Genomic DNA, 13395 nt, shown 5'->3' on the forward strand with positions numbered 1-13395 from the left:
CGACTCGCCGGATGATTGGCTGGCACACATGGCTTCGGAAAGCGTCACGGACGCACCGGTACGTCGCGATCAGGCCGTACGAGCGGCTGTGGAGCAGGGCCTCCTCACCGGGGCGGAGCCGGTGGTCTGCCTGCTGGACGTGGCCGGTATCCGCGCCTCCGCCGCCGCGCTGCACGCCGCCTTCGAGGCCGTCACCCGACCCGGCACCACGGTCCTGCACGCCTTCGCCGTGAAGGCCGCCCCACTGGTCCCGGTCCTGCGGCTCCTCTCGGCGGCCGGCATCGGCTGCGAGGTCGCCAGCGCCGGCGAACTGGCCCTGGCACGCGCCGCCGGGGTCCTGCCCTCCCGTACCGTCCTCGACTCCCCCGCCAAGACCCCCGGCGAGCTGCGCGAGGCGCTCGCGCTCGGCATCGCCGTCAACGCCGACAGCGCGCAGGAACTGGCCCGGCTGGACGCGTTCGTGCCCACCGCCCCCGCGGGCCCGCCCCTCGGCCTGCGGGTCAATCCGCAGATCGGCGGCGGCTCGATCGGCGCGCTCTCCACCGCCACCGCGACCTCCAAGTTCGGGGTCGCGCTGCGCGACGAAGGGGCACGCGCCTGGGTGGTGCGCACCTACCGCGAGCGCCCCTGGCTCACCCGGCTGCACACGCACACCGGCTCCCAGGGAGTGCCGCTGGAACTGATGGCCCAGGGCGTCCGGGAGGTGTACGAGCTGGCCGAGGAGATCAACGCGGCCGTCGGCCACCGGCAGGTCGACACCCTCGACATCGGCGGCGGACTCCCCGTCAACTTCGCCTCCGACGACGAGACCCCCACCTTCTCGGAGTACGCCCGGCTCCTGGCCGACACCGTCCCCGGCCTGTTCGACGGCCGGTACGGGCTGGTCACCGAGTTCGGCCGGTCACTGCTCGCCAAACACGGCACCGTCGTCGCCCGCGTCGAGTACGCCAAGACCTCCGGCGGCCGTCCGATCGCCGTGACCCACGCGGGCGTACAGCTCGCCACCCGTACCGTCTTCGCGCCCGCCTCGTGGCCGCTGCGGATCGCCGCGTACGACGCGAAGGGCCGCCCCAAGGCCGGCCCGGCCGTCCCGCAGGACGTGGCGGGCCCGGCCTGCTTCGCGGCTGACCTGCTCGCCGAGAGCCGTCCGCTGCCGCTGCTGGAGCAGGGCGACCTTGTCGCGGTGCTGGACACGGGCGCGTACTACTTCGCCAACCCGTTCGCGTACAACAGCCTCGCGCGGCCCGGCGTCCACGGCTTCACCACCTCACCGGACGACCCCGGCCGGGGGGTGCGCTTCGCGACCGTACGCACCCCGCAGACCCTCGACGAGATCGTCGCCGAGTCCGGCGGGGCGCACTCGGACGCTCTGCTGGACACGCGTACCACCTGACTGCCAGGCATCACACCCGCCCCACCGGGCAGAACTTCCTCCACACACCCCCGGGGGAGGTTCCATGTCCACATCAGACGCACCGGCCGCCGCACCCCCGCAGGAGCCCGGACTCAAGCGGGTGATCGGTCCGAAGCTGCTGATCCTCTTCGTGATCGGCGACATTCTGGGCACCGGGATCTACGCCACCACCGGCAAGGTCGCGGGAAAGGTCGGCGGCGCGCTGTGGCTGCCGTTCGCGATCGGCTTTGTCGTGGCGCTGCTGACCGCCGCGTCGTACGTCGAGCTCGTCGGCAAGTACCCGAAGGCGGCCGGCGCCGCGCTCTACACGCAGAAGGCGTTCAAGGTCCCCTTCCTGACCTTCATCATCGCCTTCATGGTGATGTGCTCGGGCCTGTCCTCGGCGAGCGCCGCGGCCCGCGCCTTCAGCGGGGACTACCTGGCCGAATTCACCGAGGCCGTGCCGCCCACCCTGATCGCGGTCCTGTTCATCCTCGCCCTCGCCGCGCTCAATCTGCGCGGCGTCTCGGAGTCCGTGAAGACCAACGTCGTACTGACCCTGGTCGAGCTGTCCGGACTGCTCGTCATCCTGACGATCGGCGCGTACGCGGTGCTCGCGGGGGACGGAGAGCCGTCGCGGCTCGGCGAGTTCCAGGCGACCGGCACCGGATACGCCCTGCTCACCAGCGTCCTGGGCGCCACAGCCCTCGGCTTCTTCGCCTTCGTCGGCTTCGAGGACTCGGTCAACATGGCCGAGGAGACGAAGGACCCGGTACGCACGTTCCCGCGGGCGATCTTCACCGGCGTCGCCGTCACCGGCACCATCTACGTCCTGGTGGCGCTGGTCTCCTCGCTGCTCGTGGACTACCGCGCCCTGGAGAAGTCCAGCGGCCCGCTGCTGGAGGTCGTCAAGGCGGGCGGCCTCGACTTCCCACCCAGACTCTTCGCCCTGATCGCGCTGTTCGCCGTCACCAACTCCGCGCTGATCAACATCATGATGGCCTCACGCCTCTGCTACGGCATGGCGAACGAACGCATCCTGCCGAAGGGCATGGCCCGCGTCCTGCCGCGGCGCCGCACCCCCGTCGTCGGCATCGTCTTCGTCTCGCTGCTCGCCATCGGCCTGGTGGCGACGGGCGAGATCGAGGGACTGGGCGACACCACGGCGTTCCTGCTGCTCTGCGTGTTCGCGGTGGTCAACGTCGCGGTCCTGGTGCTGCGCCGCGCCCCGGTCGACCACCCGCACTTCCGTACGCCCACGGCACTGCCGGTGCTGGGCGCGATCACCGCGATCATCCTGGCCAGCCCGCTCGCCGACCGCCCGGCGGACGTCTACATCCGGGCGGGGGTGCTGCTGGCGATCGGGATCGGGCTGTGGGTGGTCAACAAGCTGGTGCTGAAGGCACGCGGCGAGGAGTAGCAGGCGGGTAGGCGCACACCAAGGCCGCCGCGGGCTACTCGACGAACAGCCCGCGGGCGGCCGCCTTCGTGTCGAACTCCTCCAGCCGCGCCTGCGCGTCCGGCAGGCCGTCGCACATCGCCTCCAGCAGCACCCGCCCCAACAGCATCGGCGCGCACGCCGTGTCGAAGGCCAGGCCCGTGCCGACCGCCGCCGGAATCAGCAGATCCGAGTGCTCGGCGACCGGGGCGAACGCGGAGTCCGCCACCGTGACCACCTTCAGGCCGGCCGCCTGCGCGTGCGCCAGCGCCTCGACGACTTCCCGCGGATGCCGTGGCAGCGCGAAACACAGCAGCGTGGTCGCCCCCGCGCGCACCGCCGCGTCGATGCGGTCGGCCAGCATCGAGCCGCCCTCGTCCAGCAGCCGGACGTCCGGATGGACCTTGCCCGCGAAGTACGCGAAGCCGCGCGCCTGGGAGGAGGCGGCCCGCAGGCCGAGGACGGGCAGCGGCCGGGAGGCGGCGAGCAGCCGGCCCGCCTCCTCTACCGGCTCCGGGTCGGCGAGCAGTGTGGCGAGGTGCCGCAGGTTCTCGATCTCGGAGTGGACGGCCTGCTGGTACTCGTTGTACGCGTCGGTGGTGGCGACGGGCTCCGCCGGGGCCACTTCCCGCAGGTGCTTGCGCAGCGTCGGATAGCCGTCGAAGCCGAGCGCGACCGCGAAGCGCGTGACGGAGGGCTGGCTCACGCCCGCCAGTTCGGCGACTTCGACGCTCGACAGGAACGGCGCGTCGGCGGCGCTGCGCACCATGCAGTGCGCGATCCGCCGCTGTGTCGGGGTGAGCCGGCGGCCCTCGAAGAGCTGCTGCAGGCGCGCCGCCGGGCTGTCGTTCATGCCATCCCCCTCAGTGACATCACGCCTCCCATCGGCACCTATTCAGTCACATTGCACTCTGCATGACCATATGCAGCCGACAGGACCACGGGCAAGGGCTCCCTGACGGGTCAATCCAGCTGGTACGACGCTCACACAACGTCAAGACTCCGTAGCAGAATGTCGCATCGCATCACTCCCCTCAGATGTGCGAAAGGTGTCGAAATGGCACATTCAAGGCGCTCAGTGCTGCCGCCTTCCCGTATTCCCTCCCGTACGGGCATGGCGTCACTCATCGCCACAGCCGCGCTCCTGGCTTGCGGTGTGGCGCAGCCGGCAGCCGCGGCGCCGCCCCCCACGGCTCCGGCAGAGGACGCCGCAATCGGCGCAGCCACTGACGGTGGCAGTCCGGCAGACGTCTCGACGTTCTCCGGGGAGTGGAACGGCCCCTGGACCATCTCCTTCCTGCCGGACGGACGTTCGGCGCTTGCGACCGAGCGCTATACGCACCGTGTCGTCCGCCTCGGACTCGACGGCTCCAAGCAGCAGCTCGGCATGGTGCCGAACACGCTCACCGATCCCGTCCAGCTTCCGGGGCAGGGACAGGGACTGAGCCAGGGGAAGGGCGGCCTCCTGGGGGTCGCTCCCTCGCCGACCTGGGACGGCACGACGGACAAGCGCGTGTTCTTCATGCACACCACGGCGAGCGACACCCGCGTCGCGCGGATGAGCTACGACGGCACGTCACTCAGCGACTACACCACCGTGCTCGGCGGAATCCAGCGGGGCGGAGACCACAACGGCGGCAAGCTCGCCTTCGGTCCCGACGGATACCTCTACGTCTCGACAGGCGACGCCCGGCAGCCGAAACTCGCGCAGGACATGCAGTCGCTCAACGGAAAGATCCTGCGGATCACCGAGACGGGGGCCGCCGCCCCGGGCAACCCGTTCGGCGACCGCGTCTACAGCTACGGCCACCGCAACCCGCAGGGCCTGGCCTGGGACCGCAACGGCCGGCTGTGGGCGGCGGAAATCGGCGAGGACACGTGGGACGAACTCAACCTGATCAAGCCGGGTGCCAACTACGGCTGGCCCACCTGCGAGGGCGCCTGCAACGTCGCGGGCATGACCAATCCGATGATGACCTGGACGCCGGCCGAAGGCGTGCCCAGCCAACTGGCCATCGTGCGGAACGTCATCTACGTGTCCACGTTGCGTGGCCAGCGGCTGTGGCGCGTCCCGATCGACGGAAACAGCGAACGCGTCGGCTCGGCAACCCCGTTCTTCAACCGCACGTACGGCCGGCTGCGCCCCATCGCGAAGGTCCCCGGCGCGGACGAGCTGTGGCTCGGCACCAACGGACGTGGCACCGACAAAGACCAGATCCTCAAGGTGACCATCAAGTAGTCCCCAACGGAAAGGCAGGCACGACCGATGAACGAAACCAAGGAACAGACCGACCTGATCAAGGGGACCTTCGCGGAGGAGACGGACGAGACCACGTGGCAGGCGCCCGATCACATGGTCGTCGAGACCGCGCTGGAGGTCACCGGCTACTCCCTCAACTCCCGCTAGTACACGCGATGCTGCTGCAGGTGCTCGGCACCGCCGCAGGCGGCGGAATCCCCCAGTGGAACTGCGCGTGCCCCGGATGCTCCGGGGCACGCGCCCACCCGCACTGGCGCCGCCGTCACGCCTCCCTCGCCGTCCAGGCCGGCGAAGACCACTGGTACCTCGTCAACGCGACACCCGACATCGGCGACCAGATCGAAGCCCGGCCAGGACTCCAGCCCGGCCCCGGACTCCGGCAGACGCCGGTCGCCGGGCTCGTCCTGACCGACGCCGAACTCGACCACACCCTGGGCATCGCACGACTGCGTGAGGCGGACAGCCTCCAGGTGCTCGCGACGGCCCCGGTCCGTCAGGCCCTCCTGGACCGCCTGCACCTCGGGGCGGTACTGGGCCCGTACACCTCCGTCAGCTGGCGGGAGCTGCCGCCGCGCGGCGCCGAGCCGCTGGACGGTGGCGGTGGCGGTGGCGGTGGCGGTGGTGGGGCCTCGGCCGTACAGATCAGCGCGATCCCGGTGTCCGGCAAGCGCCCGCGGTACGCCGCCGACGCTCCGGACGACGACGCGTGGGTCATCGCGTTGCGCCTGTACGAGCCCGCCTCCGGCGCATCAGCCGTGTACGCCCCCGCCCTGGCCGCCTGGCCCGACCGCCTCCAGCAGGCCGCCGCCGAAGCCGACGTCGTCATCGTCGACGGCACCTTCTGGGACGACGAGGAGCCCCGGCGCACCGGCATCTCCACCCGTACCGCCACCGGCATGGGGCACCTGCCCATCGACGGGCCGGGCGGCACCGCCGAGCTCCTCGCCCCGCTCGCCGCCCGGTGCCTCTACACGCACCTCAACAACACCAACCCCCTCGTCGACCCGGCGGCACCCGAGCACAAGCGGCTCGCCCGGCTGGGCATCGAGGTGGCGCAGGACGGAATGGTGATCGAGCTGTGACCACGGCACTCGCCCCGCTCGCGGAGCCCTGGAGCCCCGCCGAGTTCGAGGCACAACTGCGCGCGGTGGGCGAGGAGCGGTACCACGACCGCCATGCCTTCAACCTCCGTATGCACAGCGGCGACCTGAGCCAGGCGGAACTCCGCCGCTGGATCGCCAACCGCTTCCACTACCAGCGCCACATCCCCGTCAAGGACGCGCTGATCACCGCCAAGCTGGACTCCCCGGGACTGCGCCGCATGTGGCTGCGCCGCATCCAGGACCACGACGGGCAGGAAGAGGGCGAGGGCGGCATCGAGCGCTGGCTGCGGCTCGGCGAGGCGGCGGGCGTGGACCGCGAGACCATGCTCTGCGCCGACACCGTGCTGCCGGGCGTACGGCTGGCGGTCGACGGGTACGTCAACTTCTGCCGCCTGCGCCCGCCCCTGGAAGCCGTCGCCGCTTCGCTGACCGAACTGTCCGCCCCGGACCTGATGCGCACCCGCATCGAGGCATTCGAACGCCACTACCCGTGGATCGAATCCCGTGGCCTCGCCTACTTCCGCACCCGCGTGTCCCAGGGCCGGCGCGACAGCGCCGAGGCACTCGGTCTCGTCATGGGCTGGGCCCGCACCCGGCAGGACCAGGAACGCGCCGTGGCCGCGCTCCGCTTCAAGTGCGATGTCCTGTGGTCGCTGCTCGACGCCGTCGATCGGGCGGGCCGCGGGGAGCAGACGTGAGGGCGGCGCCCGAGACCGACTGGCGGCCCGCACTGGCGCCCGTCATCGTGCTGCGGCACGACCGCCTGCGCGGCACGGATCTGCTGGTCCTCCCCGAACGCGTTGTCGTGCTGACGGGCAAGGCCGGCGCGGTCGTCGGCCTGTGCGACGGCACCCGCAGCGTGCGCGGGATCGTCGACGAGCTGGCTGAACGCTTCCCCGGCGCTCCGGTCGCCACCGACGTCCCGTCCTTCCTCGACCGTCTACGAAAGGAGGGCTGGCTCCGATGACCGCTGCCGCTCCAGCAAGCACCGCCACTCCGGCAGGCACTGCCGCCCCGGCCGGCGCACCCGCCCCGCCCGGCGCACCCGCCCGCCCCTGGGCCCTGCTGGCCGAACTCACCCACGCCTGCCCGCTCCAGTGCCCGTACTGCTCAAACCCGCTGGAGCTGACGCGGCGATCGCGCGAGCTGACCACCGAGCAGTGGACGGACCTGATGCGTCAGGCCGGCGAGTTCGGCGTCGTACACACCCACCTCTCGGGCGGCGAGCCGCTGCTGCGCCCCGACCTGGAGCAGATCGTCACCGCGGCCGAAGCCGCCGGGATCTACACCCAGCTGGTCACCAGCGGCACCGGACTCGACAAGGCCAGGCTGGACGCGCTGGCCGGCGCCGGGCTGCGCAGCGTCCAGCTGTCCGTACAGCACGCCGACGCCCGTGCCTCCGACCGGATCGCCGGACGCCCGTCCTTCGCCGCGAAGGAGCGGGCCGCGGCGCTCGTACGGGACATCGGCCTCCCCCTCGGCCTCAACGTCGTCCTGCACCGCGAGAACCTCGACGCCATCGACGCCATCGTCGAACTGGGCCTGTCCTGGGGCGTGGACCGCATCGAGCTGGCCAACACCCAGTTCTACGGCTGGGGTCTGCTCAACCGCACCGCGCTGCTTCCGACGCGGGACCGGCTCGCCCGCGCGCGGGACGCCGTCGAGCGGTGGCGGGAGCGGCTCGCCTCCGGTGGGCCCGACCTGGTCTGGGTCGTCCCCGACTACTTCGACGGCGTCGCGAAGCCGTGCATGGGCGGGTGGGGAGCGGTCTCGCTCACCGTCGCCCCGGACGGCACCGTCCTGCCCTGCCCGGCAGCGGCCTCCCTGCCGGACCTGGACCCGCCGAACATCCGCGACCATCCGCTGGCCTGGATCTGGGACCACTCCAGGGCCTTCACCCGCTACCGCGGTACCGACTGGATGGCCGACCCCTGCCGCAGCTGTTCGCGCCGCGACGAGGACTTCGGCGGCTGCCGCTGCCAGGCGTACGCGCTCACCGGGGACGCCGCCCGCACGGACCCGGCGTGCGGGCTGTCCCCGGACCACGGCGTCGTCCGGGCGCTGGCCGGCGACAGCGCGGACGGGGCGGCGCCGCCCTACGTCTACCGCAGGTACCGCAGGCCCGGAGCGCTCCGGACCGTGGCGCCGGCGGCGGATGGTGGGGTCAGCCCCACTGTGCCGGGCCCGAGTGCCCCGTAGCGTGAACGCATGGAAGCCCGCGACCAAGAGCTCAAGAAGGAACTCGACGCCACCTTGCAGGCGCGCAGGGAACTGGGGCCGGAGTACGAGTCCGCGCTGGTCGACTCGTTCCTGGAAAAGGTCGAGCAGCGCCTGGACGGGACGGTGGACCGGCGCGTACGCCGCCAGCTCGCCGAGCAGCAGATGGTGGTCGCCCGAGGGGCCCGTTCCCCGCACGCCGTGGACGGGAACTTCGGCGAGCGCTTCGGCTTCGGCATCATCACCATGATCCTCGCCGTCCCGCTGTCGGCGATCGGCGTGGTGCAGGCGGACCTGGAGGGCCTGCTCGTCACCTGGGCAGGCATCGTCGGCGTGAACGCCGTCTACGCGGTCAGGGGATGGCCCTGGTCCCGGCGGCGGCAGGCGTCCGACTGGGAGGACTGAGCGGCGAACACCGCAACCGTCAATTGAGCAACCCCGACGGCGAGCAACCACCTCCGTGAGAGCGGGCGCCGGCTTAGGTCCTGCCCGGCCGATCATGCCGGGCTCGCGTGCCCTGGCACCGCGCCTCGCCGCGTTGTCGTCGGTCGCCGACGTCCCCCAGCTACCGCTGGGAGGTGCCCCCACCGCGTCGACTCCCTCCTCCGCCTTGCGATCCACGGCACCAGACCCCGCTCCCTGATCCGGCCTGATCGACCGGACAGGACCTAGGCGCAAAGGGGTGCGTGGCGCGGGGACCGCCGCACCCTCCGGTGGCCCGGGAGGGCGGGACGACGGCGGTCCCCGCTTCAGGACACGGGCCGGGTCAGGGCCGGTCTGCCGCGTCCATGGCGTCATGGAGGTCCGGGAGCCGCTCCGGAGGTCCTTGGCGCCGTTCGTGGTTGTCGGCGGGGTGTTGCTTGTTCCTGCTTGCCGACAACCACCAATGTGCCGGACCCGTGTTAAGCGGGTGCTGCCACAACGTGTCGCGCTCGTACCACTTTCGCGAAGCCGAACGGACGCCAATCCTCCACTACTTGGTGCCTTTGGCGAGGAACGCCAGCAGGTCCTGACGGCTCACCACACCGGTCGGCTTGCCCTCGACCAGCACGATCGCCGCGTCCGCCTTGCCCAGTACGGCCATCAGGTCCCCCACCGGCTCGCCGGAGCCGACCTGCGGCAGCGGCGCGCTCATGTGCTTCTCCAGCGGGTCTGCCAGGGACGCGCGCTGCGTGAACAGTGCGTCCAGCAGCTCGCGCTCGACAACCGAGCCGATGACCTCCGCGGCCATGACGTCGGGGTGGCCGGCGCCCGGCTTCACGATCGGCATCTGCGAGACGCCGTACTCGCGCAGCACCTCGATCGCCTCGCCGACGGTCTCCTCCGGGTGCATGTGCACCAGCGAAGGCAGTCCGCCCTGCTTGTCGGCGAGCACCTCGCCGATGCGTGCCGCGGGGCCCGCCTCCTCCAGGAAGCCGTGGCCCGCCATCCACTCGTCGCTGAAGATCTTGCTCAGGTAGCCGCGACCGCTGTCCGGGAGCAGGACGACGACCACGTCGTCCGGGCCGAGGCCCTCGGCGACGCGCAGCGCCGCCACGACCGCCATACCGCAGGAGCCGCCGACCAGGAGGCCCTCCTCCTTGGCGAGGCGGCGGGTCATCTGGAAGGAGTCCTTGTCGGACACCGCGATGATCTCGTCGGTCACCGTGGGGTCGTAGGCGGTCGGCCAGAAGTCCTCACCGACGCCCTCGACGAGGTACGGGCGGCCGGAGCCGCCGGAGTACACCGAGCCCTCGGGGTCGGCGCCCACGATCCGTACACGCCCCTCCGAGACGTCCTTGAGGTAGTTGCCGGTGCCGCTGATCGTGCCGCCGGTGCCGACGCCCGCGACGAAATGGGTGATCTTCCCGTCCGTCTGCTGCCACAGCTCGGGGCCGGTGGTCTCGTAGTGGGAACGGGGGTTGTTCGGGTTGCTGTACTGGTCGGGCTTCCAGGCCCCCGGCGTCTCGCGAACCAGCCGGTCGGAGACGTTGTAGTACGAGTCGGGGTGCTCGGGGTCGACCGCCGTCGGACAGACGACGACCTCCGCGCCGTACGCGCGCAGCACATTGATCTTGTCGAGTGACACCTTGTCCGGGCAGACGAAGATGCACTTGTAGCCCTTCTGCTGGGCCACGATGGCGAGTCCGACACCGGTGTTTCCACTGGTCGGCTCGACGATCGTGCCGCCGGGCTTGAGCGCGCCGCTCTCCTCCGCCGCCTCGATCATGCGCACGGCGATACGGTCCTTGACCGACCCGCCGGGGTTGAAGTACTCGACCTTGGCCAGGACGGTCGCCTGGATCCCTTCGGTCACGCTGTTGAGCTTCACCAGCGGGGTGTCGCCGACGAGGCTGATCATCGAGTCGTGGAATTGCACCTTGTTCTCCAGGGAAGCGGTCTCCGGGGTCTCCGGCTACTCCGTGAGATGTCGCCAGCGTATGCGGAAAGTGATTGGGCGACCGCCGCTACGGGGCAGTTAGCACTTGAGCGGCTACGAGTAGCTCACGATCGGCTACGAGGAGGTGGCGGGGACTGTGTCGAGGGCGAGGGTGGCACGGCGCATCGCTGCGGGTGCGGCGTACGGCGGAGGCGGCATCGGTCTCCTGGGTGCGGCGGCAATCGGACTGGTACTGGCCGAGGTGCAGCTGGCGAAGCGGACGGTCGGGAACGGGCACGCGGATCCGCCCAGCGCCGACGGGCTGTACGGAACGGTCTTCGGCCGCGCCCGCCCGCCGCTGCGGCTGGGCATACTGGGCGACTCGACGGCGGCCGGGCAGGGCGTGCACCGGGCCCGCCAGACGCCGGGGGCGCTGCTCGCCTCGGGGCTGGCGGCGGTGGCCGAGCGCCAGGTGGAGCTGCGTAACGTCGCACTGCCCGGGGCCATGTCCGACGACCTGGACCGCCAGGTCATGGTGATGCTGGCGGACCCGACCCGGCGCCCCGACGTCTGCGTGATCATGATCGGTGCCAACGATGTCACCCACCGGATGCCGCCCACCCAGTCCGTCCGGCATCTCGCCGCGGCCGTGCGCCGGCTGCGTACGGCCGGGGCGGAAGTCGTCGTCGGCACCTGCCCCGACCTGGGCACGATCGAACCGGTGTACCAGCCGCTGCGCTGGCTGGCCCGGCGGGTGAGCCGTCAGCTGGCCGCCGCGCAGACGATCGGTGTGGTCGAGCAGGGCGGCCGTACGGTCTCGCTGGGCGATCTGCTCGGCCCCGAGTTCGCGGCGAACCCGCGCGAGCTGTTCGGCCCGGACAACTACCACCCCTCGGCGGAGGGGTACGCGACCGCGGCCATGGCGGTACTCCCGACGGTGTGTGCCTCGCTCGGCCTGTGGCCGGAGACGGACCGGCTGGACGCCTCGCGCGACGAGGGCATACTGCCGGTCGCGAAGGCGGCTTCGGCGGCCGCGTCGGAGGCGGGCACCGAGGTCACCGGCGCGCGGGCCCCGTGGGCGCTGCTCAAGCACCGGCGCCGGCGCCGGCTGCCGGCCGTGACGGACCCGGCGGCGGCCCCGGTGGAACCGGCGTCGTCGCCGCGGCAGCCATAAGCGGGGGCGGGGCTCCCGCAACGGCACACCTCTACGGCATCATGGACTGAGCGAGCGCTTAGAAAAGAGGCCCGCATCACACGGCCACTCCGGTGACCTGAGCGATACGTGCGGGTAACTTCCCACTCAGTCCTGCCCTGCCCCCTTCTCTTCGCCCTTCTGGAGCCCTCATGCCCGAAGCCGTGATCGTCTCTGCTGCCCGCTCCCCCATCGGTCGCGCCTTCAAGGGGTCCTTGAAGGACGTACGGCCCGACGACCTGACCGCCGAGATCATCAAGGCCGCGCTCGCCAAGGTGCCCGAGCTCGACCCGCGCGACATCGACGACCTGATGCTCGGATGCGGCCTCCCCGGCGGCGAGCAGGGCCACAACCTGGGCCGCATCGTGGCCGTGCAGATGGGCATGGACCACCTGCCGGGCTGCACCATCACCCGGTACTGCTCCTCGTCCCTCCAGACCTCCCGCATGGCGCTGCACGCCATCAAGGCCGGCGAGGGCGACGTCTTCATCTCCGCCGGTGTCGAGATGGTCTCCCGCAGCATCAAGGGCAACTCCGACACCCTGCCGGACACCCACAACCCGCTCTTCGCCGACGCCGAGGCCCGTACCGCCGCCCGCGCCGTGCAGGAGGGCGCGGACTGGCACGACCCGCGCGAGGACGGGCTGATCCCCGACGCCTACATCGCGATGGGCCAGACCGCCGAGAACCTGGCCCGCCTGAAGGGCGTGACCCGCCGGGACATGGACGAGTTCGGCGTACGGTCGCAGAACCTCGCCGAGGAAGCCATCAAGAACGGCTTCTGGGAGCGCGAGATCACCCCCGTGACCACCCCGGACGGCACGGTCGTGTCCAAGGACGACGGCCCGCGCGCCGGAGTCACCCTGGAGGGCGTGGAGGGCCTCAAGCCCGTCTTCCGCCCCGACGGCCTGGTCACGGCCGGCAACTGCTGCCCGCTCAACGACGGCGCCGCCGCGCTGGTCATCATGAGCGACACCAAGGCGCGTGAGCTCGGTCTGACCCCGCTGGCCCGGATCGTCTCCACCGGCGTCTCCGGCCTCTCCCCCGAGATCATGGGCTACGGGCCGGTGGAGGCGTCGAAGCAGGCGCTGCAGCGGGCCGGCCTGAGCATCGGCGACATCGACCTGGCCGAGATCAACGAGGCGTTCGCCGCCCAGGTGATCCCGTCCTACCGGGACCTCGGCATCGACCTGGACAAGCTGAACGTCAACGGCGGCGCGATCGCCGTGGGCCACCCCTTCGGCATGACCGGCGCGCGCATCACCGGCACGCTGATCAACAGCCTCCAGTTCCACGACAAGCAGTTCGGTCTGGAGACCATGTGCGTGGGCGGCGGCCAGGGCATGGCCATGGTCATCGAGCGGCTGAGCTAACCCCCGCGCGCCTGACCCGTGACCGAATCTCCCCCAGGATGTGACCTTTCTCCTGGGGGA

Annotated in this window: 13 protein-coding genes; 11 read left to right on the forward strand and 2 right to left on the reverse strand. The window is 71.3% G+C overall.

What is annotated here, in order from left to right:
* The first annotated feature begins 28 nt into the window (after window positions 1-28).
* Window positions 29-1393, forward strand: a complete 1365-nt coding sequence (locus NLX86_RS21270; protein ID WP_254373327.1) for a diaminopimelate decarboxylase — start codon at window positions 29-31, stop codon at window positions 1391-1393.
* 64 nt (window positions 1394-1457) lie between these two features.
* Window positions 1458-2813, forward strand: coding sequence for an APC family permease (locus NLX86_RS21275; protein WP_254373328.1), 1356 nt, complete (start codon window positions 1458-1460; stop codon window positions 2811-2813).
* 34 nt (window positions 2814-2847) lie between these two features.
* On the opposite strand, the gene NLX86_RS21280 is transcribed toward NLX86_RS21275, so the two are convergent.
* Window positions 2848-3684, reverse strand: a complete 837-nt coding sequence (locus NLX86_RS21280) for a MurR/RpiR family transcriptional regulator (protein ID WP_254373329.1) — start codon at window positions 3682-3684, stop codon at window positions 2848-2850.
* A gap of 261 nt (window positions 3685-3945) precedes the next feature.
* On the opposite strand from NLX86_RS21280, the gene NLX86_RS21285 reads away from it, so the two are divergent.
* Genes NLX86_RS21285 through NLX86_RS21315 form a run of 7 tightly spaced genes read left to right on the forward strand, consistent with a single transcriptional unit; the run spans window position 3946 to window position 8816 of the window.
* A complete protein-coding gene (locus tag NLX86_RS21285) occupies window positions 3946-5070 on the forward strand; it encodes a sorbosone dehydrogenase family protein (protein WP_254373330.1) in 1125 nt (374 codons plus the stop codon).
* Window positions 5071-5097: 27 nt separating this feature from the next.
* Window positions 5098-5238, forward strand: a complete 141-nt coding sequence (locus tag NLX86_RS21290; protein WP_254373331.1) for a pyrroloquinoline quinone precursor peptide PqqA — start codon at window positions 5098-5100, stop codon at window positions 5236-5238.
* An 8-nt stretch (window positions 5239-5246) separates the two neighbouring features.
* A complete protein-coding gene (gene pqqB, locus NLX86_RS21295) occupies window positions 5247-6173 on the forward strand; it encodes a pyrroloquinoline quinone biosynthesis protein PqqB (RefSeq protein ID WP_254373332.1) in 927 nt (308 codons plus the stop codon).
* Window positions 6170-6892, forward strand: a complete 723-nt coding sequence (gene pqqC / locus NLX86_RS21300; protein ID WP_254373333.1) for a pyrroloquinoline-quinone synthase PqqC — start codon at window positions 6170-6172, stop codon at window positions 6890-6892. The genes pqqB and pqqC overlap by 4 nt, the downstream gene beginning before the upstream one ends.
* Window positions 6889-7161: a pyrroloquinoline quinone biosynthesis peptide chaperone PqqD gene (gene pqqD / locus NLX86_RS21305; RefSeq protein ID WP_254373334.1), complete on the forward strand. Its 273-nt coding sequence runs from the start codon at window positions 6889-6891 to the stop codon at window positions 7159-7161. The genes pqqC and pqqD overlap by 4 nt, the downstream gene beginning before the upstream one ends.
* Window positions 7158-8393, forward strand: coding sequence for a pyrroloquinoline quinone biosynthesis protein PqqE (gene pqqE / locus NLX86_RS21310; RefSeq protein WP_254373335.1), 1236 nt, complete (start codon window positions 7158-7160; stop codon window positions 8391-8393). Before pqqD ends, pqqE begins: the two co-directional genes overlap by 4 nt.
* A 9-nt stretch (window positions 8394-8402) precedes the next feature.
* Window positions 8403-8816, forward strand: coding sequence for a hypothetical protein (locus NLX86_RS21315; protein ID WP_254373336.1), 414 nt, complete (start codon window positions 8403-8405; stop codon window positions 8814-8816).
* Between the two features lie 568 nt (window positions 8817-9384).
* On the opposite strand, the gene NLX86_RS21320 is transcribed toward NLX86_RS21315, so the two are convergent.
* The gene (locus NLX86_RS21320; RefSeq protein ID WP_254373337.1) at window positions 9385-10770 is read right to left on the reverse strand and encodes a cystathionine beta-synthase; all 1386 of its coding nucleotides are present in this window, start codon (window positions 10768-10770) and stop codon (window positions 9385-9387) included.
* Window positions 10771-10942: 172 nt separating this feature from the next.
* Between NLX86_RS21320 and NLX86_RS21325 the strand changes: the two genes are divergently transcribed.
* A complete protein-coding gene (locus NLX86_RS21325) occupies window positions 10943-11944 on the forward strand; it encodes an SGNH/GDSL hydrolase family protein (protein ID WP_254373338.1) in 1002 nt (333 codons plus the stop codon).
* Between the two features lie 170 nt (window positions 11945-12114).
* Window positions 12115-13335: an acetyl-CoA C-acetyltransferase gene (locus NLX86_RS21330; RefSeq protein ID WP_254373339.1), complete on the forward strand. Its 1221-nt coding sequence runs from the start codon at window positions 12115-12117 to the stop codon at window positions 13333-13335.
* The last annotated feature ends 60 nt before the right edge of the window (window positions 13336-13395 follow it).

Origin of the sequence: Streptomyces sp. A3M-1-3, assembly GCF_024213665.1 — a bacterium.
In the GTDB taxonomy this organism is placed as follows: Bacteria; Actinomycetota; Actinomycetes; order Streptomycetales; family Streptomycetaceae; genus Streptomyces.